General features: G+C 30.6%; 29 protein-coding genes. 11 read left to right on the forward strand and 18 right to left on the reverse strand.

All coding sequences use genetic code 11. The features are described from left to right. From N5D90_RS14965 to N5D90_RS14985, 5 genes are all read left to right on the forward strand, one after another. Window positions 1–819, forward strand: an 819-nt coding sequence (locus tag N5D90_RS14965) for a potassium transporter TrkG (RefSeq protein ID WP_280063069.1), incomplete at its 5' end; no start/stop codon positions are given. A gap of 5 nt (window positions 820–824) precedes the next feature. Further along, window positions 825–1,442: a TrkA family potassium uptake protein gene (locus N5D90_RS14970; protein WP_280063070.1), complete on the forward strand. Its 618-nt coding sequence runs from the start codon at window positions 825–827 to the stop codon at window positions 1,440–1,442. 53 nt (window positions 1,443–1,495) lie between these two features. Further along, on the forward strand, window positions 1,496–1,762 hold the full coding sequence (locus tag N5D90_RS14975; protein WP_280063071.1) for a transposase: 267 nt from the start codon (window positions 1,496–1,498) through the stop codon (window positions 1,760–1,762). A 20-nt stretch (window positions 1,763–1,782) separates the two neighbouring features. Further along, complete coding sequence (locus N5D90_RS14980) at window positions 1,783–2,640, forward strand: IS3 family transposase (protein ID WP_280063108.1); 858 nt, start codon at window positions 1,783–1,785, stop codon at window positions 2,638–2,640. A 184-nt stretch (window positions 2,641–2,824) separates the two neighbouring features. Beyond that, window positions 2,825–4,102: a DUF389 domain-containing protein gene (locus N5D90_RS14985; protein WP_280063072.1), complete on the forward strand. Its 1,278-nt coding sequence runs from the start codon at window positions 2,825–2,827 to the stop codon at window positions 4,100–4,102. A 6-nt stretch (window positions 4,103–4,108) separates the two neighbouring features. Here N5D90_RS14985 and N5D90_RS14990 read toward each other — a convergent pair whose 3' ends face one another. The 6 genes from N5D90_RS14990 to N5D90_RS15015 all read right to left on the reverse strand — a co-directional run bounded on the left by N5D90_RS14990 (window position 4,109) and on the right by N5D90_RS15015 (window position 9,968). Further along, window positions 4,109–4,723 (reverse strand): protein-tyrosine-phosphatase, encoded by a 615-nt coding sequence (locus N5D90_RS14990; protein WP_280063074.1) that lies wholly within the window; start codon window positions 4,721–4,723, stop codon window positions 4,109–4,111. Between the two features lie 4 nt (window positions 4,724–4,727). Next, window positions 4,728–5,852, reverse strand: coding sequence for a chromate efflux transporter (gene chrA, locus N5D90_RS14995; protein ID WP_125350836.1), 1,125 nt, complete (start codon window positions 5,850–5,852; stop codon window positions 4,728–4,730). Between the two features lie 28 nt (window positions 5,853–5,880). Then, window positions 5,881–6,348, reverse strand: a complete 468-nt coding sequence (locus tag N5D90_RS15000) for a DUF6428 family protein (protein ID WP_125350837.1) — start codon at window positions 6,346–6,348, stop codon at window positions 5,881–5,883. A gap of 57 nt (window positions 6,349–6,405) precedes the next feature. Then, window positions 6,406–6,735: a helix-turn-helix transcriptional regulator gene (locus N5D90_RS15005; RefSeq protein ID WP_125350838.1), complete on the reverse strand. Its 330-nt coding sequence runs from the start codon at window positions 6,733–6,735 to the stop codon at window positions 6,406–6,408. Window positions 6,736–6,997: 262 nt separating this feature from the next. After that, window positions 6,998–7,873: an Abi family protein gene (locus tag N5D90_RS15010; RefSeq protein ID WP_280037788.1), complete on the reverse strand. Its 876-nt coding sequence runs from the start codon at window positions 7,871–7,873 to the stop codon at window positions 6,998–7,000. Window positions 7,874–7,949: 76 nt separating this feature from the next. Further along, window positions 7,950–9,968, reverse strand: coding sequence for a Piwi domain-containing protein (locus N5D90_RS15015; RefSeq protein ID WP_280063075.1), 2,019 nt, complete (start codon window positions 9,966–9,968; stop codon window positions 7,950–7,952). A 163-nt stretch (window positions 9,969–10,131) separates the two neighbouring features. Between N5D90_RS15015 and N5D90_RS15020 the strand changes: the two genes are divergently transcribed. From N5D90_RS15020 to N5D90_RS15030, 3 genes are read left to right on the forward strand one after another with little or no spacing between them, the layout of a single operon-like run. Further along, the gene (locus tag N5D90_RS15020; RefSeq protein ID WP_280063076.1) at window positions 10,132–10,356 is read left to right on the forward strand and encodes a helix-turn-helix transcriptional regulator; all 225 of its coding nucleotides are present in this window, start codon (window positions 10,132–10,134) and stop codon (window positions 10,354–10,356) included. Continuing rightward, window positions 10,337–11,059 (forward strand): hypothetical protein, encoded by a 723-nt coding sequence (locus tag N5D90_RS15025; protein WP_280063077.1) that lies wholly within the window; start codon window positions 10,337–10,339, stop codon window positions 11,057–11,059. Before N5D90_RS15020 ends, N5D90_RS15025 begins: the two co-directional genes overlap by 20 nt. Beyond that, window positions 11,046–11,804 carry a hypothetical protein gene (locus N5D90_RS15030; protein ID WP_280063078.1) on the forward strand — a complete coding sequence of 253 codons (759 nt, stop codon included), beginning with the start codon at window positions 11,046–11,048 and terminating at the stop codon, window positions 11,802–11,804. Before N5D90_RS15025 ends, N5D90_RS15030 begins: the two co-directional genes overlap by 14 nt. Here N5D90_RS15030 and N5D90_RS15035 read toward each other — a convergent pair. The 9 genes from N5D90_RS15035 to mnmE all read right to left on the reverse strand — a co-directional run bounded on the left by N5D90_RS15035 (window position 11,797) and on the right by mnmE (window position 20,971). Beyond that, window positions 11,797–12,768: a DNA cytosine methyltransferase gene (locus tag N5D90_RS15035; RefSeq protein WP_280063079.1), complete on the reverse strand. Its 972-nt coding sequence runs from the start codon at window positions 12,766–12,768 to the stop codon at window positions 11,797–11,799. The genes N5D90_RS15030 and N5D90_RS15035 overlap by 8 nt on opposite strands. After that, on the reverse strand, window positions 12,768–13,742 hold the full coding sequence (locus N5D90_RS15040; RefSeq protein WP_280063081.1) for a DNA (cytosine-5-)-methyltransferase: 975 nt from the start codon (window positions 13,740–13,742) through the stop codon (window positions 12,768–12,770). Before N5D90_RS15040 ends, N5D90_RS15035 begins: the two co-directional genes overlap by 1 nt. 65 nt (window positions 13,743–13,807) lie before the next feature. After that, entirely contained in the window at window positions 13,808–16,048 is a 2,241-nt protein-coding gene (locus tag N5D90_RS15045) for a DUF3987 domain-containing protein (protein ID WP_280063082.1), read from the reverse strand. After that, complete coding sequence (locus N5D90_RS15050; RefSeq protein ID WP_146309812.1) at window positions 16,041–16,349, reverse strand: helix-turn-helix domain-containing protein; 309 nt, start codon at window positions 16,347–16,349, stop codon at window positions 16,041–16,043. The genes N5D90_RS15045 and N5D90_RS15050 overlap by 8 nt, the downstream gene beginning before the upstream one ends. Before the next feature lie 2 nt (window positions 16,350–16,351). Then, the gene (locus tag N5D90_RS15055) at window positions 16,352–16,654 is read right to left on the reverse strand and encodes a helix-turn-helix domain-containing protein (protein ID WP_280063085.1); all 303 of its coding nucleotides are present in this window, start codon (window positions 16,652–16,654) and stop codon (window positions 16,352–16,354) included. Window positions 16,655–16,760: 106 nt separating this feature from the next. Further along, a complete protein-coding gene (locus N5D90_RS15060; protein ID WP_280063086.1) occupies window positions 16,761–17,828 on the reverse strand; it encodes a DUF6617 family protein in 1,068 nt (355 codons plus the stop codon). Between the two features lie 2 nt (window positions 17,829–17,830). Then, window positions 17,831–18,937 carry a site-specific integrase gene (locus tag N5D90_RS15065; RefSeq protein ID WP_280063087.1) on the reverse strand — a complete coding sequence of 369 codons (1,107 nt, stop codon included), beginning with the start codon at window positions 18,935–18,937 and terminating at the stop codon, window positions 17,831–17,833. Window positions 18,938–18,943: 6 nt separating this feature from the next. Beyond that, entirely contained in the window at window positions 18,944–19,354 is a 411-nt protein-coding gene (locus N5D90_RS15070; RefSeq protein ID WP_280037767.1) for an excisionase family DNA-binding protein, read from the reverse strand. A 219-nt stretch (window positions 19,355–19,573) separates the two neighbouring features. Continuing rightward, window positions 19,574–20,971, reverse strand: a complete 1,398-nt coding sequence (gene mnmE / locus N5D90_RS15075; protein ID WP_280063089.1) for a tRNA uridine-5-carboxymethylaminomethyl(34) synthesis GTPase MnmE — start codon at window positions 20,969–20,971, stop codon at window positions 19,574–19,576. Window positions 20,972–21,241: 270 nt separating this feature from the next. On the opposite strand from mnmE, the gene N5D90_RS15080 reads away from it, so the two are divergent. Genes N5D90_RS15080 through N5D90_RS15090 form a run of 3 tightly spaced genes read left to right on the forward strand, consistent with a single transcriptional unit; the run spans window position 21,242 to window position 23,230 of the window. Beyond that, entirely contained in the window at window positions 21,242–21,859 is a 618-nt protein-coding gene (locus N5D90_RS15080; RefSeq protein ID WP_280063091.1) for a hypothetical protein, read from the forward strand. Between the two features lie 5 nt (window positions 21,860–21,864). Then, complete coding sequence (locus N5D90_RS15085; RefSeq protein WP_280063092.1) at window positions 21,865–22,530, forward strand: hypothetical protein; 666 nt, start codon at window positions 21,865–21,867, stop codon at window positions 22,528–22,530. 1 nt (window position 22,531) lies between these two features. After that, the gene (locus N5D90_RS15090; RefSeq protein WP_280063093.1) at window positions 22,532–23,230 is read left to right on the forward strand and encodes a hypothetical protein; all 699 of its coding nucleotides are present in this window, start codon (window positions 22,532–22,534) and stop codon (window positions 23,228–23,230) included. Between the two features lie 245 nt (window positions 23,231–23,475). On the opposite strand, the gene N5D90_RS15095 is transcribed toward N5D90_RS15090, so the two are convergent. The 3 genes from N5D90_RS15095 to N5D90_RS15105 all read right to left on the reverse strand — a co-directional run bounded on the left by N5D90_RS15095 (window position 23,476) and on the right by N5D90_RS15105 (window position 25,468). Next, a complete protein-coding gene (locus N5D90_RS15095) occupies window positions 23,476–24,210 on the reverse strand; it encodes an SIMPL domain-containing protein (RefSeq protein WP_280063094.1) in 735 nt (244 codons plus the stop codon). A gap of 66 nt (window positions 24,211–24,276) precedes the next feature. Beyond that, the gene (locus tag N5D90_RS15100) at window positions 24,277–24,909 is read right to left on the reverse strand and encodes a thiamine diphosphokinase (RefSeq protein WP_280063096.1); all 633 of its coding nucleotides are present in this window, start codon (window positions 24,907–24,909) and stop codon (window positions 24,277–24,279) included. Next, on the reverse strand, window positions 24,902–25,468 hold the full coding sequence (locus N5D90_RS15105; protein WP_038330418.1) for a cob(I)yrinic acid a,c-diamide adenosyltransferase: 567 nt from the start codon (window positions 25,466–25,468) through the stop codon (window positions 24,902–24,904). The genes N5D90_RS15100 and N5D90_RS15105 overlap by 8 nt, the downstream gene beginning before the upstream one ends. Window positions 25,469–25,504: the final 36 nt, after the last annotated feature.

Raw genomic sequence — 25,504 nt, forward strand, 5'->3', positions numbered from 1 at the left:
AATTATCCATTGCAAATAGTTGTAATATTACTTATATTTTTAGGAGGAATAGGGTTTCCTATTTTAGTAAATATACTTCGCTATTTTTCTTATTTTATTACCAAAACTATAGCAAGTATATTTCATAATCGTAAAGAACAAAAAAGTTGGGTATTTTCATTAAGTTCAAAAGTAAATTTAATGACTTCATTGATTATTCTTTTCATTTCTACGATTATTATATATTTTGAAGAATTTTATTATACGCTTAATAATCATACAGGAATAGGCAAATTTGTATCTGCTACATTCATTAGTATGACCACACGAACTGCTGGGTTTAATACGATAGATTTTTCGCAATTGCAATTCTCTACAATTATCATGATATTACTCTTGATGTGGATTGGTGCCTCACCTACCTCTACAGGTGGTGGGATAAAAACAAGTACCTTTGCCATTGCTATTTTAAATTTTATTAATATCGCAAGGGGGAAACAAAACATTGAAATATATAACCGAAAAATCAGTGATTCTATAGTGCAAAAGGCATTTGCAACAATAACATTGTCTTTTCTAGTTATAGGAATTGGAGTATTTTTAATTTCAAAGTTTGATTATCAATTACCATTAATAGACATAGCATTCGAAGTATTTTCTGCCTATTCAACAGTTGGATTATCATTAAATACTACTCCATTATTGAGCGATCCTAGTAAGATAGTATTAATTATAATTATGTTTATAGGACGAGTTTCTATGATCACCATTTTAACAGCATTTTTTAAGAAAACCATATCTTCTCGTTATTCATATCCTACGGGGGATATTTTAATATAAAATACATGAAATTAATTATCATTGGATTAGGGAATTTCGGAGCATCATTAGGTACTAAAATGACAGCTTTGGGGCATGAGGTGATTGGAGTTGATACCAATATGGAACGTGTAGAATCGTATAAAGATAAATTGTCACATACTATTTGTTTGGATGCAACCGATGAAGTTGCACTTAATAAATTACCCTTGAATAACACTGATATGGTGTTAATTACTATAGGTGAAAATGAAGGCTCTAATATTATGGCGACAGCTAATTTTAAAAATAGAAAAGTTAATCGTTTAATAAGTCGATCAATAAATAATGTCCACGAAAATGTATTACATGCCATAGGTGTAGATCAAATTATAAGACCTGAAGAGGAATCTGCCGAACGTTGGACTAAAAAACTAAATACAAAAGGAATTATAGATTCTTTTGAACTTAATAAGGAATATAGTATCATAGAAGTTATAGTACCCAAAGAACTTGTAGGATTAAGTTTTGATGAGATTCAATTTAAAAAGAAATACAATATATTGGTAATGACTGTTATTAAAAATAAACAAGAAACAAGTTTTTTAGGTCAATTTAAAATAGTACCACAGGTACAAGGATTTCCATCGTCAACAACAGTGTAAGCTTCCCCAAAATTAGTGTCATTTATAATTATAGTTTATAAATTTATAAAACTATGAAGAACAGTAAATATTCGGAAGTTCAGATTATCAAGATCTTATCTGAACAAAATTTTGGAAAAACGGTCAATGAAATTTGTCGTGATCATGGAATTAGTCAACCTACTTTTTATAATTGGAAGAGTAAATATGGTGGATTGGACGTTCAACAACTCACTAAAATGAAGGAAATGGAGAAAGAACTCTCTCAGTACAAAAAGATTGTAGCAGAACTAACGCTAGAAAATGTTGTGATGAAAGATGTGATTTCAAAAAAGCTTTAACGCCTTCTGAGAAACGAGAACTGGTCACTTATTGCAGCTCACAATACGCAATGAGTACTCGTAAGGCGTGTAAAGTTTTCCTCATTTCCAGTTCGGTTTATTTTTATAAAAAGAAACCCAATAATGAGGATGATAAAATTAGGGAAGAATTAGTTTTGCTTTCAGAACAGCACTACACATGGGGACTTTGGATGATGCATCACAGGCTGAGAAATCGTGGATTTGGATGGAATCATAAACGAGTTTACAGAATATATACCTCTCTGAAATTAAATCTTAGAAGTAAACGTAAAAAACGTCTTCCAGCAAGAGTAAAAGAGCCTTTATTGCGACCAATTTACCCAAATGTAACTTGGAGTATGGATTTTATGCACGACACCTTAGAGTGTGGTAAAAAAGTAAGAAGTTTGAATATTATAGATGACTTTAATAGAGAAATTTTAACCATTACAATTGACACGAGTTTACCTTCATCAAAGGTCATTTCACAGCTAAAGCAACTTGTAGAATGGCGAGGAAAACCTGATAAAATAAGAGTAGATAATGGACCAGAATTTATTGCAGAAAAATTAAAAATTTGGTGTCTATCAAATCAGATTGTTCTACAATATATTCAACCAGGACAACCAACACAAAACTCATTAGTAGAAAGATTTAACAGAACTTTTCGAACAGAATTTTTAAACGTTTATCTCTTTGAGAATATCAAACAGATGAAAAATTATGCTGAAATTTGGATGTGGATGTATAATAATGAGCGACCTCATAGTGCGCTACAATACCTCACTCCCAGAGATTTTTTGTTGAAATATGGAAAAATAAATAATGAAAAAAAACAAGATTTTCCTACATTCCAACAAAATTATAATAAAAAATAATCAATTATTAAATAAAAACTCTATTTTTGAATGTACCTAACAAAGGGAAGAGTACAACAGTACTTGAACGTGATGATGTTTTAGTAATTTATGGATCAAATAATGATATTTATAAATTTATGCGAAAATATTACTAATCAGAAAATAGAATTGATAAATAATTTTAATACTTATGTGAAACACAATGAACAAGATCTATCAATTATTTAATCTACAAAGTGGAGAAGAAGATAAGAATAAAGTTAAAGAAGACGTACAAAGCAATATATCATTTAAAGGAGCTAATCTATGGATTTTAGCTTGTGCGATATTAATTGCATCTATAGGATTAAATGTAAATTCCACAGCAGTCATTATAGGAGCTATGTTAATATCACCATTAATGGGTCCAATAGTCGGTTCTGGTTTTGCATTAGCTACGTATGATTTTTCTTTACTTAAGCGATCAGCCAAAAACTTATTTATTGCTACAATAGCTGGACTTATCGTATCCTGTATATATTTTTATCTAAGTCCATTTAAAGATGTACAATCCGAATTACTTGCCAGAACATCACCCACTATATATGATGTGCTTATCGCATTTTTTGGTGGAATCGTTGGTGCAGTATCCATAACAAGAATTGAAAAAGGCAATCCCATACCTGGAGTAGCAATTGCTACTGCTTTGATGCCACCATTATGTACAGCAGGTTTTGGATTGGCTACACTAAATTTTAAATTTTTAGTTGGAGCTTTATATTTGTATAGTATCAATTGTTTTTTCATTGCGTTGTCTACGTTTATTGTTTTAAAATATTTAAAATATAAACCAGTACAAACTCAAAATCCTTCATTGGATAAAAAAGTTAGAATAAGCATTTCAGTAGTCATGAGCTTACTGATTATACCAAGTTTTTACTTAGCGTATAACTTGCTTCAAGAAAAGAAATTTACGCAGAATGTAGAAACGTTTATTCAAAATGAATTTTTAAATAATGGGCATACCGTAATTTATAAAAATGTCAATTTCAGAAGTAAGCCTAAAAAAATAGAACTTGCTTTCTTGTCTCAACAATTAGATAGCTTAGAAATAGCACGATATAATACCAAATTGGAAGATTATGGTATTAATAATACAACGTTTACTGTTCGACAAAATAACGCAGATTTAAAACAAGAAATTTTAAGTGAACTCAATAAAAACCAAAGTGATATAACAGAAAAGGATTTGAAAATACAGCAACTTAACGAATTGCTAAAAGCTAAAACATTTGGAGATAGCATACTGGAGAAAGAAATAAAAATTTTATTTCCAGATATTAGTCAAATTTACTTTGGTACACTCAATCAATATTCAGATAGTATATCAAATAATAAAATAATTCTTTACCAATCAGAAAAGTTAATTGATGAAAATAAATTGCAACAATGGATAGAAACAAAGTATGCAACTAAAAATATAATCATTCAGAAAATGTAATACTATTTATTTAATTATTTGAGAAAAGACATACATCATTTCGGTTGCTATTTCGATACTTCGTTGTTGGTAAACTTCTGTTTGATTGGTAGTACCATCCGATATTTTAGGATCTTCGTAAGTTATTGGGATTCGCTTTTCTGCACCTGCAATGAAAGGACAACCATCATCTGCTTGGGAGCAAGTAAGAATAGCTACAAAGTTTGAAATTGGATTGTATGCATCATCATACTTCTTAGAAAATCCTATAATTGGTAAACAATTTTCATCAAATTTTATGGCATAAATAGGATTATTACTATCTGCAATTTTAAAGATTTGAAAGCCTTGATTGCTTAGTGTTTCAGCTACTTTTGGAAACAATGCTGTTTCTTGTGTACCACCTGAATAACAATTGATATTTGGGATATTATAATAAGCAGCAGCAAATTGTGCCCATATCTGTGCTAAATGACTTCGACGTGAATTGTGCGAGCAAATGAAATTGAGATTTATTGTCTGCTTATCATTGACTTTCTCTTGAATGTAAAAAACTAAAGGTTGTAAAACTACTTTTCTGTCTTCACAAATTTCTTGATTCAGAACATCATTCTGAATAGTGTTAAATAATTGTTTTTGCATTAGTTTAAAATTGAATAATTAAGTAGCCTAGTATGGAACCCAATAATACAATGAAAGCACTATTGATTTTTTTGAATTGAAAAACTATTACAGCACTAATCAACGCAATAACAATAGTTCTCCAATCGGTAATAGTTTCTTTCCCCATAACTATACATACTGATAGGATAATTGCTACAGACGCTACATTGACCCCATTTAAAAAAGTACTAAATGAATCATTGTTTCTTATAAACTTCATTAAAGGATGTATCAATGCAACCAAAATAAATGAGGGTAGAAAAATGGCTAAAGTAGATACAATAGCACCCGAAAGTCCGTTGATTTGATATCCAATAAAAGTTACAGATGAAAAAACAGGTCCTGGAGTAAATTGTCCAACCGCAATTGCGTCCATCAGTTGTATTCGCGTGAGTAATCCTTTATCTACCAACTCGGTATCTAAGAAAGCAAACAAAACGTAGCCACTTCCGTATAAAATTGATCCTATTTTTAAAAATGTCCAAAATAAGGATTGGTTTATCGTCGACAGAAACGATCCATTAAATAAAGGAAATAAAGCTAAAGGAACAAAGCTTTTCATGGAGTGAAGTTGGCGAAATTTTTTTTCTAAAAGCATAAAAAAGCCAGCTCCAACTAATAAAAAAATTTCATTGATACCTAAAAGTGATAAGACTAATACAGCAATTGCTAAAACACCTAGGTAAACATTCTTTATCGCTTTTAAAAACAATGGATAAACGGCACCAATTATAATTGCAATAATGGCAGGTTTTATTCCATATAAAAAAGGTGAAACCTCTGGGATTTGTCCGTACTTCTGATAGAAATAGGCGAAAATTCCGGTAATCAAAACTGCTGGAAATATGAAACATAGACCGGCAACTAATAGACCTTTCCATCCACCTTTATCATAACCGATATGAATTGCCATTTCAGTGCTATTAGGCCCAGGAATGAGGTTGGTAGCACCTAATAAATCTAAAAAATGCTGATCACTCATCCATTGCCGTTTCACGACCACTTCTCTTTGCATCATAGCAATATGAGCTGCAGGGCCACCAAATCCAATTACACCGAGTTTAAAAAATAATTTCGCAATTTCCTTAATTTGTATCTTTTGATCCATATTGATTTTTATAGACAAAAATATAATATTAGCAACATACAGAATTAGGTGTGCAACAAGAAGATTTTTCTTCTTTTACTCTAAATTTATTTTCAGTTGCAACGGGAATACCGCAAGCATCTTCGGCTAAACAAGCTGTTTTTTTATTTTTTAAAATGAAATGTTTTCCATTAAATTCAAGATCGTATTTACCAATTGTAGTCGACTGATATTCTACTTCGATTTCGGCATCTTCAATTCCTAATTTATTTTCGGATAAGCGAATAATGTTTAATAATTTACCTGGTTTTAAACGATGTTCGTAATCATCAGCATTCCATAGTTGAAAGTTTACTACTTTTTCATTTCTAATAACTCCACCACAATCAATAAATTTCTTTGTGATTTCTCCCACTTCTGTAACGTGGAAATGCTCTGGCACGAAAGTAGCATCCTCTAATTGAAATTCAACATTTTCTAATGTTGGTAAGATTTCTTTGATTTCTGAAAGTTTCATATTCTTATATTATTTATTAATCGTAATATTACGATGGTTTATTTCAAAAAAAACGCCTTAACAGCATTTCTCTATTTTGACATTTTGATTGAAAAAGTTAGAAAATTCATTTTGAATTGCAGCCCAAACCTTTTCATCAATACAATAACAAACCGATTTTCCTTCGATGGAACCTTGAATAATTCCGATACTTTTTAATTCTTTTAAATGTTGAGAAATGGTGGCTTGTGCCAAACCTAATTCATCCACCAAATCCGTACAGATACACGCATTCTGTTTGATAATATGCTGAATAATAGCCACACGAGCAGGATGTCCTAATACCTTGAATAAAGTAGCTAGTTTATTTTGTTCGTCTGTAAATATTTCCGATTTAGTTATTCCCATTATTGATTTATTATCATTGCAATATTACGATATAATATTTGATGAAACAATAGTATATAATTAAGAATTACTACTTATATCCATAGATTAGAATGGACAAAACTTCAATTTATCCGAAACCTAAAAGCCGTTTTATTGTAGACATAAAAAAAGCTCGGCTATAAAAACCGAGCTGAATATTTTTTTATAGTGCACCAAATGAGCTTGTCGAGTGAGGCACTTTGTAGTGCAAATATACAAATAATTTGATAAGTAGTATATTTTAATCTAAATATTTTATTCTATCCTTAATCACTGATGCTAATACAGTATCTTTCTTTCTAGTTTCAAAAAAGTCTTTAATTTCATCTTGGAAATCTTGATAGCGATTCACTGAAATATTTTCAATAAAAAAACCTATTATTTTTATCGATGTATCTAAAGAATTTCTATCGCCTTTATTAAAGTTTATTTGAGGTATTGTACTAACACTTTTAGGCAATGAATAATCAAATAATACACCACTATGCGCACAAATATTACGAATTAATCTAACTGAATTTAAAAGCAAATTGAACTTATTTAAATGCTTAATATTATATTTATCACAAACTCTCTGTCTGACTTCCTCATCTTTAATATTATTAAAAATCGTTATTATCGAACCAAAAGTTAAATACTCAAATACTTTCCAGCAAGGTGCATAATCTCCACTTGTAGGTTTTTCGTGATGTTTTTTTAAAGCTAAATTTTCTGTTTTGAATTTTTCAGTATAAATCTTCTCTTTAAAATCCTTTACATATTCTTCACTCATTATATTTTCATCTACGTACCAATATGGATTATCTTTATATTTCATTGATACATAGTAAATCAACTTTGTTCTAAAATTAATTTCAATACGATTAATGTATTTTAATAGTAAATATTTTAAGTCAATATCTAGATAATATAGATTGACAATATCTGAAATTTTAATATTTTGATCGAATTCATTTTTGTTTTTATCATAATAGTAATAACAATAAAATCCTAATCTATAATATCCTATATCCAATAGTATTTCTTTAAGCTTACTTTCTTCGTAACAGCTTATATTTAACTTTCTATCTTTAAATTTTTGTATTTGGTCATTAATACTATTGACAATATTTCCCATTATTTTTCACAATCATTTAGTTGGAGATTAAATCTATAAATATACAAGATATTATTTCTTTGTCAGTAAATTACATTTACAAAAACCACAGGTTGTTTTTTCCGAAGTCGGGTAGTTTATCTCCTTCGAAATGTGGGAATATTTGTGCTACCATTTCTGGGTATTTGATTGTTACAGGTAAGTTTTGTTGCTTTACCGATTTCCAATACATTCTGCTGAATTGATAGACTTGGTCTATTAATTCTTTTACGTTGTTGACGTTCTCTAAATAATCTTTGTCTGTACAGTATAATGCTAATTTTACTGGAAATGGATATGCTATTGGTTTGCCTTCTACTGAATATCTTGTATTGTTGTATAATAGGTATTTGAGTTTGCTTATTTGCAATATTGTTCCACTTATTGGCATTAATTCTGGTGATTGGGTATCAAATGCTACATAATCTGATGATTCTGTTTTGTTGATAGAAATAATAATGATTGGAATATCTAGGTTTAATCGTTTTAATGTTTGTTGTATAGGGTCTATTTCATCCTTTCCTATTGGTTTGTAATAATGTATAATTAATCGTTCGGCTTGGTTGTTATTATCTATAACAAATTTTAGCACCTGCTTTCCTATTGCACCTGCTATTAAATCTATTTCGTTGTTTCTGAAACAATCAAATCCTTTGAATTCTCCTTTGTTATTAAAACAGAATGCACTGCCTACATAACGTGTGTTGAATTGAGCCGATTTAAAAGCTCCTACACCAATGATTAATTCTTGCTTTAGCTCTCTATCCAAACGCCAAGGAATACCGTCTATTTTGGCTAATAAAGCGGGTGTAATGTTCTCTAAGAATGCTCCGAAATAATTGTTTTTGATGCTTTCTTTATATATGACTTGTGAGGAAATATCTTGTTTTAATAACTCCTCTTTGATTTGGTAATACAACTGTACATCTTGCTCGGATTCTTTATGAACAGGACTCACATAGATGGCTACATATCGTGTATTGGGTTCTTTTTTGAAATGTATGAGATGTTGCTTTAATTCTACTAAAGCTGTTTTAATGTCCTTATACGCTAAGCTGTTGTCTTTATCCATATGGAATGGTTGACAAATATGTTTAGCTAATGGCGGAAAAAATGTTTTATAACCTTCGGTAAAATAAGTGTATAAAGGTTTTACATATTCTTGTCTATCAGGCTGATGATAGATAAAAAAGAATTTAACGTGTTGATGTGGGCTTGGTTGATAAGGCCCAAACTTTTTGATGCCGATTTTTGGATCTATTTCGCTATTTGTGCCAAACCTTAAATTATTGGAATGGTAATGCGTAGCATATACCTTTTCGGCTGGTATTGGGTAAAAGTTATCTGATGGATTTATAAAACTTAATGTGCTGTTGTTTACATATTTCTTCTTAAAATCATTGATTAACTGATAATAGGTTTTGTATCTGTTGGTTGATTTATCAATCGTATGTTCTATTCCTAAAATGTTTTTTAGTCCGATGTTTAGCACTGGATATACTTCTTCCAAATGTAATTTTGCTTCGTTATGTAGTTTATCGAAACTTAAAATCTCGTTTCTGAATATTACTTTTTTGAAATGATGGGTTGGAATATTAAATGTGTTGATGGATTGTGTAGCTACCTTAGATACGCCATCATACGCTATTAATAACGCTAAGTTATTGATGAGGTATGAATATTCTATTTTTAACGTGTATTTATCGTAAGTGGTGTACTCTGTTTTAGATAGTTGGGTGTTCTTCATCCAAACTTCGATGTCTTTTACAAAGTTTAGTTTTACCGCATCTACCAATGGCGAAATATAACGCAATAGCTGTTGCGTATAATAATGCTTCGCAAATTTGGTTGATTTGGATAAATCTATGGTTGTGGTGAATGCAGCATCTTGCCCAATTTCAAATGAAGTATAATAAAATTTATCTTTTATTTCCTCTTGATGATTGTCCCATAATTCGCAAGGTAATTCGCTTCTGTGTAATGGATATGAACCTTCGAACTTCTCTGTATAAAAGCTACATTGTAAAGTAGCGTTATTGATCTCTAATGGTATTAAATTTATCGTAAGTTGCTGCATATTTCATCGTGATTAATTAGGGTTATCGGTACTGAATGCTTACAACTAATTTACAATATTTTAGGGAAATAATCAATTATGCTAATACAAAACCTAAATGCTAACTATAGTATGTTGTTTGTTAAATCTTAACAAATTAGCTTTGAATACTGAAGTTAGCATAATGAAAAGTGAAATATTAATCCAATTCGGAAATAGAGTTAAAGAGCTTAGGAAAGCACAAAATATGTCGCAAGAAGATTTAGCAGATGCTGCTGGACTACATCGCACTTATATTGGTATGATCGAAAGAGCTGAAAAAAACATAACTCTTGTAAATATTGAGAAGATTGCTAATGCTTTAAAAACCGAAATAAACACACTATTTAATGACAGGATTTCAAAATGAAGATAATATTATAAATTATCTTAACACTACACCTTTTGATGATCTAAATGAAATTCATCAAAAATTTATTTTAGATATTAATAACGGAATAAAGCCTCAAAAAATTTTAGCTACAAAATACGCAGGTGCAAATAAAGCAGATATTGGTGTTACAATTGATGATACCGAATATTTATTTTCTATTAAAAAAGGGTCAGGTAATAGTGTACATCAAGAACCTTTAGAAGAATTTATAACCTATCTTAAAGACGAAGTTGAAGATGATGAGGAATTTTTTAATTCATTAAGACTCTTTATTTGGGGAGATGGTACATTGGATGGTACAGGAGATAAAAAACATAGAATTGATGCGCCTAAATTCAAGAAATTATACCCAAACGACGTTTCTATAATTCAAAATTTTTTAAATAAGAATAAAGATATACTAATAGATAGATTTGTAATATCAGGTGTAAAATCAAATAAAAGTGCAGACTTTTTATGGTATGGTGAAAGTATAGATGGCATTATGATTTCTAAAGAAGATATGTTAACAATTATAAATGGTACAACTAAGAAACCAATATCATTGGGAATATTAACATTTCAAGCTTGGAATAGAAACATTAAACCTGATGGGAAATCTGAGCACAAAAGAGGTGTCATTCAATTGAAATGGGGGACTTTAAAAAATGATATATTAAACTTTTATGATAGAAAATAAAGCAATTACAGGTTACAAAAATGAAATAGAAGTTGTAATTCAATTTAATAAAGATAAGGGATTTATAGAAAATATATGTTCTGATGATTACGAAAATATTTTTGCAATACATGTAATTACTAAAAAATATGGCAAAGTTAACGGTATTAACGTTGCATGTAAAGCAGATTTTTTCTTAGCTAAAGGGAACATTCCACACGACGAAATAGTTAAAAAGAATTATTATCTAAATGAAGATGATTTAAAATCATATCACTTAGAACCTATTATTGAAAGTGGAGTTTCTGTAAAATTAGATAAATCAAAATATACCATATTTAAAATGGGACCTACAACATTTGAAAAGCTTTTTAAAAGTAATACACTAGCTGCAGGTGCATCAATTTATAGTACAAAAGATTTTGAAAAGAATGAAAGTGTTATAAAGGGATGGAATGTTTCCTTGGAAGATTTCAAATCATATTATTCTGATATAATTAATGATAGTGAAAACTACCTTTTTGATAAAGATATATTAAATCAAATTAAAAAAAGGTCAAATCATAAAATTAAAAATGCAATAGTTTCCGATAACTATTTAAGTGATTTTATATTTAAAGGAATTGGAAATTTTGAAGAACCTTTTACAGCACATTGGCTATTTGAAAACAATGAACTGAAAAAAAATTATGAAATACCTTTCCAAATTACCACAGGTTCAGGTAGAAGTAAAGGTATTTTCACAATTGTTTTAAAACCTATTTAATAAACTCTTGCATAGCGTTTGCTAAATATTTTATTACGGGAACAGACACACTGTTCCCTATTTGTTTATAGCTTTGAGAATTATTAAACTTTATTTTATAATTGTCAGGATAACCTTGTATTTTTAAACATTCATCAGTGGTTAATTTTCGCCCATAATTTACCAATACAGGTACATTATTTCCTCCTGTACCCATCTTTGCAGTAAGAGTTGGTGATAAATTATCAAATCTAAATGTAGCCCTAGATTTTCTAACTTCATAAGCTAATAAATATCTAAGATCTTTAATTTGATTACATTTAGAATGTAATTGCAAATGATTGTCGATATTGAATTTAAGCGTTTCTGAAATTGTATTTCGTTCTATACTTTCATCTATAATGTCGGATAAAAAAACACTTTTTATTTGTATTTCAGGAAATCTAAAATCTACATCTTCACTAAATCCAATTATATAAATTCGCTCCCTATTCTGTGGAACACCAAAATCTTTTGAATTTATTACTTTGTAAAAAACATGATAATCTAGACAATCATTAAATTTATTTGGATTAACTTCTCCATTTATCTTAGAAGCTAATTTGTTTAGAATAACATCAAGCGTCTTACCTTTGTCGTGATTGACTAATCCTTTCACATTCTCTAAAATAAAAGCTTTTGGCTTTTTATCCCTGATAATCCTTTCTATATGAAAAAAAAGTGTTCCTCTAGTATCTTGAAAACCTTTTCGAAGTCCACCTATGCTAAAAGGTTGGCAAGGAAACCCACCACATAATAAATCAAAATCTGGAATTTCTTTTGCTTCTATTTTAGTAATATCACCAGATGGATAATCACCAAAATTATTAAAATAGGTTTCACAAGCATATTTATCAATATCAGAGCTAAAAACACATTCGCCTCCAATACTTTCAAAACCTAATCTAAATCCACCAATACCACAAAATAAATCAATAAACTTCATTAAAATAACTTTCCTTGAATAGGTAATAAATCCTCTTCTTTTTTAATTAATAATTCTTTATCTGTAGGAATAATGACATTTTTAGGTTCTTTAGTAATTGAACTTAAAAAATGTTTTATTACTGAAACTGTAAATGCATTCCCTACCATTTTATATCTTTGCGTATCAGAACATATAGCAGTATAATTGTCAGGGATACATTGTAATCTTTCACATTCCAAAGGAGTTAATTTTCTAATTTTGTTATTTATATAAATTTTAGTTGTATCAGCTCTAGCTAAAACAGTTGGAGATTTACTATTTAAAGAATATACTCGACGTTGTCTTTCATTATCATTATGTATTTCTTTAGGTATTTCAAAAACTTTATTTATTCCATCTTTAGATTTTGTCTCTTTAATAGTAACACTATTTAGAAAATCTTCTAAGTTCTCTTTTTTAAGAAAATATTTATCATCAACATTTTTTTCAATAATATCTTTTAATTCTATTTCACAAGGATTCGAAGGAAAAGCTTCATAATCAATATTAGTCCAATAATATCGTGGTCTTGATTGTGCACTCAAAACAGTCGAATTAACTTCAATATGATTTATACCTACATATTCACTCATTATATGAGCCCATTTATTTTTTACATTTTCTAATAAAAAATATTTAGGTTTAACTTCTCTTAAAAGCCTGATATATTCATAAAAAAGCCCAGATTTACTCCCTTCTAGACCTAAACCTTTTTGAGCATTACTTAAATCTTGACAAGGGCTACCTCCAATGAACAAATCAATCTTAGGCAAATCTTGAGCTTTTATATTTTTAATATCACCTAAATGTATAATATTTGGATGATTATGTTTTGACACATTTATAGCATGTTTATCTATTTCTGATGCATAATAATTTTCTACTTTAAACCCTAATTGATCTAAAGCTATTTTCGCACAAGAAATTCCATCAAAAACACTTAATACATTCATTTAATTGCCTCTTTCTAATTTGAAACAAATATACAAAATTATGTAGACTATAATTAGCGAGTTTATTAAACTTTCTCATACCATCCTGTTTTAATTTTTGACAATAATTCGGGTACAGAATTTTTAAGAAAATCATCTACTGAACGTTCTGATAGATTGTGTTTTGCACCTAATTCTATGGCTTCTTTACGTTGGAATGATTGTGGTAATGCTTCGTAAAAAGTTTTTTTGTTATTGCCCATTTTGTAGGTAATAGGTTCTGACTGACTTGCTAGATTATTGAACATTAAGATGCTATGATTTAGATATACATTTATCAATTCTAGTGAAGCTAAAAAATCTTCATCTGTGCATACTACCACTTCTGAACAATCGCCATTTTCAACTTTGCGTAATGCAGTAAAAATCATACAGAAACGATACAATACTAATCCTAAACGGAATACAATGCTTGAGGTATCATCACTATTGAATAATACGGTATTGGTTAATAGTTTACTGAAAACTTCATTTAATTGTTGCCATTGATCGGGCGTTAATTGTACTTCGGTAGGGTGTTGTTCTAGAAAATCATATACCTGCAACACATCGTTAGATAACTTTTCGAAATGATCGTTGAAAATAATTCCTCCTTTTTTAGGTGATGGGTCTTGCCATATAATTTCATTTTTGAACGCATAGAACATAAACCGACTAAACAAACCATCTTCTGCTGATTGAATTAATTTGGGTACTTGTGCTGGAGTACCTGATAATGAAACGGCTAATTGAGGATTCGGAATTTCTAATAATTCATTATTGGTTTTACGAGCTGCTGAAATTTTTTCGTGATGGAATGCTGCTCTCATAATATGCGAGTAATTTCCCCAGTCTTGTTTATTTGCACCACTCATTGCATCGGCTTCTGTTTCGCAAATAATACCTTTACCATCGTTGTCTTGAAGCATTTTCATCATCATTGCTTGGCTGGTATCGGCTGGTAGAAATAATAAATTGAATTTTGGCTCAACAGGTTTTTCGGGAATAGCATCGTCTTTTTTGCGCTTGGCGAGTAGTGTTTTGTATTCTGCATTTTCTATTTCGAATGCTTTTTTAGCTTCATTCGATTTATTCACAAAACGTTCGTGTATTTTATCGCCTAAACGTTTAGCATTTTTAAGCACACCTTTTCCACTTGCTGCAGGAGCAATAATGAATGAGAACAAATGCGGGTACACTCTTTCTTGGTGGTAGATACCTGTAACATTAGGCAAACAACCACTTAAAATAGTTAGTCCAGCTGTAAGAAATACATCACGTTTGCGTTCGTTATCCTTAAACGCTTCGCAACCTTCAATTAATAATTCGGGTAAATAATTAACGATATGTGCAGGAATTGTAGGTGTAGTTTTTAGATAATCTACCTCATCATACACTGGTTCTTTATCAGGTGGACTGTCTTTTTGCAAGTTTGCAAAGTTTGCAGTCTTTGCAAACGTACCAAACTCGTGTGCTTGATTTCTGTATGCACTCTCAATAGACTTGATGAATTCTTTTTGATTTTCGTGATTAAAGTTTTGCAAAATGAATTGTTCTGCATCTAACTGATTTATGCCTTTTCGGTTTAAATTACACGCTAACTGATATACATAGTTGTTGCGATTGCCTTTTTCGAACTGGGTAATCTTATTGGTAAAATCAACGCAATATTGAAATACATCATCTGTATGACTACTCGTTATTTGTACCGATTGTTTGACTACTTTTTCTTCCACCTTTGTATTAACAGCAAATATTGTAGCTAATGGATTGTAATATGCGTTTTCATCAAACGATACAAAACACAATCTTGTTACATCTTTACACTTAGGATCGGCATTAATACCTAATTGCTTTTCGTAATATTCTTGCACTTGTTTGTATGCTAAGTCGTGGTGTTGTAGTAAACTATCTACTTGAATAAACACTTTTAAGCCATTACCACTTGGACTTTTGAAACAAGCTAAGGTATACGAAATAGATGCGGTTTGTGTAGTGATTTGAATTAAATCTTCTTCATCAATATTATCAAAATCTAAATGAATGATTTGATTGTATTCTTGAATAAAAGCTTTCTTTCTGCCACCAGAATATGTTGCTGATGGCGTGAAAGCTAAAAGGTTCTTTTTTAATTCATCGGCTCTTTCGGGTTTTCCCATTCCAATAGCCATACGAATGGTGTTTACATCGTCTTGGTATGTACCTGTTTTGATGTTTGAGATTAAATCCTGTAATGTAATGGTTTGTACAGGATTATTGAAGTTTTGGAAAATTGATACTCTAGTCATTGTTAATAGATTTAAGGTTAATGGAATTGTTAGCTGGAATTTTACTACGTTGTAATAGCTCTAAGATGTCGGCTAAAGTGTAGTAGATTTTATTGCCTACTTGTGAATAGGTAATAATGTTTTCGGTTCGCCAATAAGCGGCAGTACGTTTGCTAATATTCATAATCTGGAGAAACTCCTGATTATCGTAAAAGACTTGGTCGGGTTCGGTACGTTGTTTCTTTTTAACCTCGATAGACAATTGATCTAAACGATCCATAATCTCTTGAACCTCTTCTTCGGAAAATCTATAAAAGCTCATAATTATTTACGTTTGTTTTTGATTAAATAATTAGCTGCAGCTGTTTCGATGTCTTCCGTAGTTTCTTGCCTGTTACGCATTAACCATTGGTCTATTTCTGTGCGATTGAAATAGAGTTTTTTCCCTTGTGGACAAAAATGTGGAATTTGCTTTTGAGAAGTTAGTTTGTAAAGGTGCGAAGCACTTATGTCTAAATACTTACACACATCATTAAACGTTAATACTTCTTTTTGCAATAAATTTTGCTCCTCAATTTTACCTTCTAATTGAGCAAGCTTTTCTAAGATTAAAATTTCATTACTCATAACGAACTATTTTTATGTTATGAGTCAAAATTCTAAAGAAATAAAAGGGTAAAAAGTAAGATAGTAACGTCTTACTAAGACATCTTACTCATCTTACTGTTTTTATTTATAATTGTTTGATAATTCTATCAATAGTTTCTTGTTCTTTAGGATAATTGCTGTTGTTTTTATATAAATTATTCCTTTTTAATAGTGTACCTTTTTTAGAATAAAACAGATTGGTTTGCTCGATACTTGTTGGTGTAAGGTTATGAAAATGTGATTTTAATTTATCTACGATATAAGCAAATTGAGTGGTTTCGCAATCTAAATGAATTTGTGGCGCACCAATTTTTAAATCTTTAGAGGTAAGCACACTTAACAAATCATCTGATGAGGTTATATCTTCATTTAAAAGATATAAATGTCTGTTTAATGCTATTATTACTGATTTAAGATTTTCTTTATTTCCATTGAAGCCAAAAGATAGTTTGTCTGATTTTTCGAGTTTAAAATCATCAATCTGAAGTATTTCATTTTTAGCCTCTTGGAATGTTGGTGTGGTAGTATCCGTTTCGAAAGATTCGAAATGATCGTGAAGCAATTCAGAGAATATCTCGTATTGTTCTGTTTTTATTTGATTGGTATAGGCTGGATAAAGTAATTCGACTTCCTTTAATAAACGAACGATACATTTAACCAATAGGTCGATTACATAATCTGTTAATTTATCTGTAGGATATAAACTCTTGTCTGTGCCAATTCTTAAAAGTAAATCTTTACAAGATTTGATCACATTTTGGATTAATTCCTTTTTGTTGGTTTCGTTAATGTCTTTATTGAAGCAATAGTAAATTCTGTTACTGATTCGTGTCGTTTCATTCTGTAATAAGTAATAATAGAATTTACTTGTAGCAGAAAATGGTTCTTGCAACTGAATATTAATCATTGGCTTTTTGATTGTATAATCTACCTCTGTATCGGATTGAGTTTCGTACACTTCTAATCCATCTTCATTGTACAATTCACGATAGGTTGGTAAAAGCTCTTTCAACGCTTCGTAAAATGTTGATGGATCAGCTGGATTGACGAAGTCAGGATTTAGATTTTGTCTAAAAAACTTTTCGTTCGCATCGTCTTGTTGCCAAGGTTTTATAACTCCATAAAGGATATTTCTATATACAATCAAATCCATAGTTATAGGTTTAGTTTTATTTTGTTAGCGGCTTCAATTTTTTTCTCATTAATAACCTTAGTGTATATTTCGGTTGTGGATAGGTTTTTATGTCCTAACAACTTCGATACGGTGTAAATATCTGTACCCAGCGTTAATTGTAATGTAGCATAAGTATGTCTAGCACAATGGAATGTAATGTGCTTTTTGATACCTGCATCGGTCATCCAATCTTTTAATAAGGTTTTGTTCCAATTGCCATATTTAAACCCTGTAAACACGTTATCTTTTGGATTACCTTCTTCGCCTAATAAGGTACGAGCATCTTCGGATATAGGTTGCATTTCAGCTCCATTGGTTTTCTGTTGTTTGAAACGTAAGAAATTACCTAACTGTTCTGAATATTGTACTTCTGACCATTTTAGCTTTTCGATATCTGACCAACGCAATCCTGTAAGACACGAGAATAAAAACATACGTTTCAATGTTTCATTCTTACAAGGTGTATGCACTAAGGTTTGAACTTCCTCTAAAGATAAAAATTCTCTTTGAACTTCATCTTGTGGAAATGGTTGTACTTGTTCGGCTGGATTATATGTTAACAATCCTTCTTTTAATGCTTGCTTTAATGCTGCTCTAACTTTATTGAAATAAGAGTATTTAGTATTTAAAGATATGGGTTCGCCTGTTTTAGTAATAGCTACATTATCTAAATAATCTTTGAAGCCTTCTAACCAGTCTTTGTCTAAACGTTCAAATGAAATACCTTTTGGATCATACGCTTGTAAATGTTTTTTGGTACTATCCCAATTGCTGTAATTACCTACGCTGGCTTTCTTCTTTTCTGTTAGTGCTTCAAAGAATGTTAAGAAATTTCCTTTTTGTTTCTCCTTATCTCTAAAACCATAAATTTGATTTTGTGCTTCTAAGTGTCTTTTGCTTCTGATACTTTCTGCTAACTCTAATATTTTTTTATTTTCATCTTTTTGAGCTTTAGTCAAACTTCCTTTTTCTGGTTCAGGTGTTAGGTACAAACCTAAATATTCGTATTCACGTTTGCCTTTGTCGTAATAGTCAAGGTACAAGGTTATTTTGTTGCCTTTCTTGCGTTGTCTTAAAGATACTTTCATAATTCATCATTTAAAAAGATTATCGATTTCGGTACGTTTTATTATTGTTCTTCTCCCAATTTTAGAAGCTTTTAATTCGTTACGATTAATCATTCTTTGAATTGTCCAACGACTAGCACCTAAAAGAATAGCGGCTTCTTGTACGCTTAGGAATTCTTTATCTCTAAGATTGATAAAGTTGGTTGTTTGGATTGGGAGTTTTTGTAGGGTTTGCAAACTTTGCAAGGTTTCGGGATTTGCAGAACTTGCATTTTGAATTTGCTCACTTAATGTGGCTCTTATTTTTTCTTCTTTCTTGATTTGCTTATAGTGTCTAGAATTGCACTTGTGGCTACAATAGCGAGTAGTGGTGGTTTGGGCAACAAAGGCTTGCCCACAGAATTGACAGAATTTTGGTATTTTGATATTTGTACTCATAATGTTGCTAATTGTAGCACAAAGTAGCTTAATGTAGCTAGTTGGTGCATCATTTCTCCATACTATAATTTTGATGTGCTTTGGGCAACAAACTTGATGCTTGGGCAACAACTGTACATCAAATTTAATCAAAATAAAGCAATTAGGCAACAAAAAAGAGCAACATAGTTGCTCTTAAATATAACATTTATAGGTAGTTAACAAACAAAAGAAAGATAACTACTTCCCAATGCAAAACTTGCCAAATATCGTCCCTAATATATCTTGATCCACATCTATTTCACCTGTAATATGTCCCAAATACGTTAAAGCTTCACGGATATCCATTGCTAACAAATCCCCAGGAAGTCCCATGTCCATTCCTTGTTTGATCTTTCCAATTTGAGAAAGTGTGTTTTGTAATGCTTCTAAGTGACGAGAGTTCGTAACGATTGTGTCATCTTGATTGCTTCCTTTTAATTTGATTTGATGGATCAAATTTTCTTTTAAAGCCTCGATATTGTAGTGGTCTTTTGCCGAAATTTCTAAATGTACAACATCTTTAAACTCCTGTTTGATAGCATCAGAAATGGATGATTCGTTATTGTTTACATCTATTTTATTCGCTACATTAAACAAAATTTTACCACGTCGTTGCAAATCATCTAATTGATTGGCAATTTGGTTATCTGCTGTAATATTCGCGTCATACAAATAAATGATAATTGTTGCATTGTCAATTTTTTCAAATGTTTTTTCTATTCCAATACGTTCGATACTGTCACCAGCTTCACGAATCCCTGCGGTATCAATGAAACGAAATCCAACACCGTCAATATAAATAGTTTCCTCGATTGTATCTCGTGTTGTTCCTTCAATGTCCGAAACAATGGCACGTTCTTCGTTTAATAAAGCATTCAACAAAGTAGATTTACCTGCATTGGGTGCTCCGACAATAGCAACAGGAACTCCATTTTTAATCACATTTCCAAATGCAAAAGAATCAGCTAAACGTTTAAGAATCGATTGTAATTGGTTTAATAAATTATAAAATTGCGATCGATCTGCAAATTCGACGTCTTCTTCAGAGAAATCCAATTCCAACTCCATCAAAGCAGCAAAGTTGATCATTTGATCACGCAAATCTTTGATTTGATTAGAGAATCCTCCACGCATTTGTTTAATCGCAATTTCGTGCGAAGCTTTCGAATCCGAAGCAATCAAATCCGCAACAGCTTCTGCCTGTGTTAAATCCATTTTGCCATTCCAAAAAGCACGGAAAGTATATTCACCCGGATCAGCATTTCGAATACCTATTTTATTTAAAAGCTCTAATACTTTTTGTTGAATATAAATTGATCCATGTGTCGAAATTTCAACGACATCTTCACCTGTATACGAATGTGGATTTTTAAATAGTGAGAATAATGCTTCGTCAACAATGGTATCTCCATCCATCACATACCCCAAATGTATGGTATGAGATTCGGCGTCATTCAAAGATTTAGTGACATTAAATTTTGATTGATAAATCTGAGCAACTTTAGAAATTGCTTCTGGTCCAGAAATACGAATAACCGCTATAGCGCCCATTCCATTGGCAGTTGCCAATGCACAAATTGTATCGTTGTTTAGCATAATGCAAATTTACAACTTTCTCGAGTAGTGAAGAAATTATTCTTTTTTGAAACAACAATTCTTAATATTATGTTAACACCTGTTAAAGTCTATTTTTTAATCATTTTAAACAATTCCATATATAGTTATACAACAGTATTTTACCTACTTATCTATTGTTTATATTTCATATTTTTTTTGTTAACATTATTTCATTTAAGTAGATAAATGTACTTTTGTTTTTCCTATCCTCATGAAAGTCAATTAGCGATAATTGAATTATTGAAAATAATGAAGACGATTTTAGTTTCACTAGCAACATTACTCTCTACTACCACAATGTTTGCCCAAGTCGGAATTAATACTGATACGCCGAGAGGGGCGATTGAAGTGAATGGAGATATGGTTTCTAATCAATTAATTTTTCCAAAAAACTTAGCTCCAGTTGAGGCAGATATTAAGAAATCATATAATTTATTAGTACAGAATACTGTTACAAATAATATTGAAATATTAGATGTAAGAACTACAGATAATACAGGTATTGCTGCGTTAGTGACTTTTGAGCTTATCGCTCCAAATGGAGATTGGGTTGAAAGTTTTAATACAAGAATTGATGCAACTAAATATGCATTAGTTGTATTAAGTGGATATTTTTCTGAAAATATTACAGGAAGTACGACAACAAGTGCTTTGCCTGGAGTAGGAGCTAAAGTTGTAAATAATGAATGGACATTAAATGCAGATTACCCCGCTTTAAATTCAACTGTGACAAATGGAACTCAGAAATGGGTAATCACATGCTCTATTTTTCCAAAAACTTATGTAAAAATACTCCCAGAGCAAACGGTTAATATGAATAATTCTGGAATTAATCTAAATGAAGGAGGTACTCCAATATTAAATTAATAAAAATGAAAAACTTTTTAATTGTAAGTATTTTATTACTTACAACAAATATATCGTACAGTCAAGTAGGAATAGGAGTTTCTAATAGTGATTTAACTTCTGAAGAATTACAAATAAATGGAAATTTCATTATTACAAATAAAGTTGGTCAAGTAAATAAGTTAGAAGAATTACTTGAAAAAAAGATAGTTAATAATGTTGAAGTTAATACAGATTATAGAGTAGTTGCCCAAGATCCGAATCAGATAGGAAATGTTAGTGGACAAATAAAAGAAATCTATGGTCAACAAAATGTTTTACCAATTATCATTCAGCCTTATGAAATACAGAATGTAAATGGTGATGATTTAGATGATTTAAACCTTAATATTCCATTAAGTGATTATTTTGTTGCTATTACAAATTTTGAAGCTGTTGACAATTTAAAACAAGGCTTTCCAACTACAGCTAGTAAAGGAAGGTTTGAATATAATGCTTTTGTAGGATTAGATAATATGTGGCATGTAAAAGTTAGAAATCCCTCAACAAGTCCTGCAAATGTAAATAATGCTTTTAATTATTTTTTTGATGTATTAATTTATCCAAATAGATTTTTCAAAAACTTAAATACAAAATCCTATAATTTAGGAGGAAATAAAAGTGGAGATGCAGTAACACCTATAGTTAATTAAAATGAAAAATAAAATATACAGTGTAGTAATTATATTACTTACAACCATAACATTTGGACAAACTTATACTCCAGGAGTAGGGATTAATACCGATAATCCTAAAAGAACATTAGATGTAAATGGTACAACAATTTCGAAAGGGAGTAATGATAAATGGTTTTTTGAAAATCCTGGAATTTACACAGGAAAATCAAATGATAGTTATTTAACTGTAATTGATAAGGATGATAACAAAATGAAAGTTTTCAATCCTTCTACAATGAGTTATGCTTCAATTAATTATGCAACGTTCAGATTTAATAAATTACCAAATACAGGTTTAACAGAATATGACACAAAAATAGATGCTTCTAAATATCATGTGATGATTGGAGGATTTATTATTTATGGTATAAAAACGGGCGATCCAAAAACTCCAGAAGAATTAGATCCTTTAGGAATTTCAGAAGTTACGGGAACTTCTACAAAAATTAATGGTAATGTGTTGTATACCTCAAGAGCTTATGTTGGATCAGGAAATACTTGGAGATTAAAATTTCAACCAAATAACGGAGTTACTTTTGATCAAGTTAGAATAGATTTAATACTTAATGTTGCTATTTACAGAAAAAATCTTTTATTATCTGATACAAATGAAAAGATAGTTGTGGATATGAAAAATACAAAAACAGCAACTGCTCCGGCGCCAGCAAAAATTTAAAAATATGATAAAATAATTTTTCTAATTTAGATTATTGGCATGCTTTTAGTATTTCCATCAGAAATTGGATTTATAATGTCATCAAAGAAAAATTATGCTACAAAAAGAGGTTTTGGAATTGGTAATTTTAGAATTAAAATTGTAGACGTACTTATTGTAATATCTGCTTTGATATTACTTGCAGTAGTATTTAAATAGACAAAAAAAAAGCTTCTTAATATTAAGAAGCTTTTTTTATTGATTTATTAATTTGAGTTATAACTTGCTCTCACAGTAATTTGAGCCGTTTTTTGGCGAGATGTGGTATTCAATGATCCACCAGCCGAATATTCTTCATTATCATTTTTACCTGTAATCTGAAAAATACCCAAATCGGCTTGTTTCAATTTTCCTAAACTAGCACCAGATTTTGTTGCAATATTTTCAGCTCGTTGTTTCGCATTTTCAGAAGCTTGCGCAATCAATTCAAGTTTTAAATCTTCTAATTTCGAATAATAATAATTTGGATTAGATGAACTCAATTCGATGCCTTGGCTAATTAAAGTTGAGATTTCTCGCGAAGCTTTCTCTATTTTATCCAATTCTTTCGACTCGATTGTTGCATCTTGCGAAAGATTATAGCCTGTAAATTGACTAATGGAATTTCCGTTTGCATCTGTTCCGTACTGAAAATCTTTTGAAATATTTACCGCTTCAAAAACAATTTCTTTTGGATTGATTCCTTGCGAAATCAAAAAGTTTTTGACGACCGTTTGGTCAGCTTTTAATTGATCCGAAGCAACGCGCAAATCATAATCTTTGCGACTAAACGTTGCACGCCATTTAACTAAATCGGCATTAAAATCTTTCAACGCATTTCCGGTAACATTGATCGATTCAGAGCTTTTGAATTTATATTTGTAGGCGTTTCCTAATATACATGTTGCAGCAATCAGCCCAACGGCTAAAATAGATGCAACAATAACTGAAAATTTATTCATAGTAATTTGGTTTTCAGTAAATGTACAAAAAAAAAGAAAAGATGCGTTTCACTAAAAATAGTGAAATTAAGCAATCAAAATAGGAAATTCTTGATCGATGATAAAGATAATTAAATTACCTTCTGAATAATCAATTGTAACCAAATCTTCATTAGCTTTATTACGAGTTCCTATGCGAGAAAGTAAGTTCAAATCTTCATTATTCAAAGGATATTCCAAACCTTTTGTGATAATGTTTTTACATTCAGGAAAGGGTAAAAGCGAAATTGTTCGTCCAAAATAACCTTCTAATTTCGTTTCTTTTTCTGCGAAAAAATATTGACTATAATTATCGTAGAACAAAATATTGATTTGATCTTTGAAACGATAAGCCGCATTTAGATTTCCAATAAAATGATCTTGTTGACGACCGCTTGCTCCAAAAACATCAACGTTTTTGAAACCTTTATCCAAAATGATTTGTAAGGCTTTTGCAAAATCTGTATCATTTTGATCTGGAGTAGAAATAACTTCTATTTCAGAAGGGAATTGACTGATTTCGAAAGAATCAAAATCGCCCGAAATAACATCGGGCGTTATATGTAATTTTTGTAAATAACGAAATGCACCATCTGTACAAAAAATCATGTCATAATTTGATGTGTCAGGCAGAATAGTAGGAACTTCGCCATTCAAAAATAAAAGTGTTTTTTTATTCACCTGGAATCCATTTTACTTCTTCGTGATTATTGTCTGTGGCAATTTTACGCCCTAAAACAAACAAATAATCAGAAAGACGATTCAAGTATTTTTGTAATTCTGGACGGATTTCTTCTTCTTCGGCCAAACCAACTGTCAAACGCTCGGCACGACGACAAATACAACGCGCAACATGTGCATGAGAAGCTGGTTGATTTCCACCTGGAAGAATAAAATGTGTCAATTGTTCTAATTGTCCTTCCAAATCATCAATCCATTCCTCTAATTGTACAATATCTTCTTCAGAAATAGTTTTCGGAATACGAGGTTTACCATTTGCCAAGTATAATTTATCCACTGGTGTTGCTAATTCAGCTCCAAGATTGAATAAACCTTTTTGGATGATGATAATTTCTTCTTCTAATGCTGGATCAATTTCATATGAACGAATTAATCCTAAATAAGAGTTCAATTCGTCAACTGTTCCGTAAGAATCAATCTTTAGACTATTTTTAGAGACACGTGTTCCTCCATATAAACCTGTTGTTCCTTTGTCTCCTGTTTTTGTATATACTTTCATGTGATTTCAACTAATAATTATCGAAGATAAGAAAAT

Origin of the sequence: Empedobacter sp. GD03797 (assembly GCF_029842105.1) — a bacterium.
Taxonomy (GTDB): domain Bacteria; phylum Bacteroidota; class Bacteroidia; order Flavobacteriales; family Weeksellaceae; genus Empedobacter; species Empedobacter falsenii_C.

Excerpts from the sequence above, each read along its gene's own strand:
- N5D90_RS15040 (WP_280063081.1), bottom strand. The coding sequence starts at position 13,742 with ATGAATGTATTAAGTGTTTTTGATGGAATTTCTTGTGCGAAAATAGCT.
- N5D90_RS15060 (WP_280063086.1), bottom strand. The coding sequence starts at position 17,828 with ATGGATTTGATTGTATATAGAAATATCCTTTATGGAGTTATAAAACCT.
- N5D90_RS15070 (WP_280037767.1), bottom strand. The coding sequence starts at position 19,354 with ATGAGTACAAATATCAAAATACCAAAATTCTGTCAATTCTGTGGGCAA.
- N5D90_RS15010 (WP_280037788.1), bottom strand. The coding sequence starts at position 7,873 with ATGGGAAATATTGTCAATAGTATTAATGACCAAATACAAAAATTTAAA.
- N5D90_RS15055 (WP_280063085.1), bottom strand. The coding sequence starts at position 16,654 with ATGAGTAATGAAATTTTAATCTTAGAAAAGCTTGCTCAATTAGAAGGT.
- N5D90_RS14990 (WP_280063074.1), bottom strand. The coding sequence starts at position 4,723 with ATGCAAAAACAATTATTTAACACTATTCAGAATGATGTTCTGAATCAA.
- N5D90_RS15080 (WP_280063091.1), top strand. The coding sequence starts at position 21,242 with ATGAAGACGATTTTAGTTTCACTAGCAACATTACTCTCTACTACCACA.
- N5D90_RS15015 (WP_280063075.1), bottom strand. The coding sequence starts at position 9,968 with ATGCAGCAACTTACGATAAATTTAATACCATTAGAGATCAATAACGCT.
- N5D90_RS15000 (WP_125350837.1), bottom strand. The coding sequence starts at position 6,348 with ATGAAACTTTCAGAAATCAAAGAAATCTTACCAACATTAGAAAATGTT.
- N5D90_RS15095 (WP_280063094.1), bottom strand. The coding sequence starts at position 24,210 with ATGAATAAATTTTCAGTTATTGTTGCATCTATTTTAGCCGTTGGGCTG.
- N5D90_RS15035 (WP_280063079.1), bottom strand. The coding sequence starts at position 12,768 with ATGAAGTTTATTGATTTATTTTGTGGTATTGGTGGATTTAGATTAGGT.
- N5D90_RS15090 (WP_280063093.1), top strand. The coding sequence starts at position 22,532 with ATGAAAAATAAAATATACAGTGTAGTAATTATATTACTTACAACCATA.
- N5D90_RS15005 (WP_125350838.1), bottom strand. The coding sequence starts at position 6,735 with ATGGGAATAACTAAATCGGAAATATTTACAGACGAACAAAATAAACTA.
- N5D90_RS15050 (WP_146309812.1), bottom strand. The coding sequence starts at position 16,349 with ATGAGCTTTTATAGATTTTCCGAAGAAGAGGTTCAAGAGATTATGGAT.
- N5D90_RS14970 (WP_280063070.1), top strand. The coding sequence starts at position 825 with ATGAAATTAATTATCATTGGATTAGGGAATTTCGGAGCATCATTAGGT.
- mnmE (WP_280063089.1), bottom strand. The coding sequence starts at position 20,971 with ATGCTAAACAACGATACAATTTGTGCATTGGCAACTGCCAATGGAATG.
- chrA (WP_125350836.1), bottom strand. The coding sequence starts at position 5,852 with ATGGATCAAAAGATACAAATTAAGGAAATTGCGAAATTATTTTTTAAA.
- N5D90_RS15030 (WP_280063078.1), top strand. The coding sequence starts at position 11,046 with ATGATAGAAAATAAAGCAATTACAGGTTACAAAAATGAAATAGAAGTT.
- N5D90_RS15105 (WP_038330418.1), bottom strand. The coding sequence starts at position 25,468 with ATGAAAGTATATACAAAAACAGGAGACAAAGGAACAACAGGTTTATAT.
- N5D90_RS15065 (WP_280063087.1), bottom strand. The coding sequence starts at position 18,937 with ATGAAAGTATCTTTAAGACAACGCAAGAAAGGCAACAAAATAACCTTG.
- N5D90_RS14985 (WP_280063072.1), top strand. The coding sequence starts at position 2,825 with ATGAACAAGATCTATCAATTATTTAATCTACAAAGTGGAGAAGAAGAT.
- N5D90_RS15025 (WP_280063077.1), top strand. The coding sequence starts at position 10,337 with ATGACAGGATTTCAAAATGAAGATAATATTATAAATTATCTTAACACT.
- N5D90_RS15085 (WP_280063092.1), top strand. The coding sequence starts at position 21,865 with ATGAAAAACTTTTTAATTGTAAGTATTTTATTACTTACAACAAATATA.
- N5D90_RS14975 (WP_280063071.1), top strand. The coding sequence starts at position 1,496 with ATGAAGAACAGTAAATATTCGGAAGTTCAGATTATCAAGATCTTATCT.
- N5D90_RS15020 (WP_280063076.1), top strand. The coding sequence starts at position 10,132 with ATGAAAAGTGAAATATTAATCCAATTCGGAAATAGAGTTAAAGAGCTT.
- N5D90_RS15045 (WP_280063082.1), bottom strand. The coding sequence starts at position 16,048 with ATGACTAGAGTATCAATTTTCCAAAACTTCAATAATCCTGTACAAACC.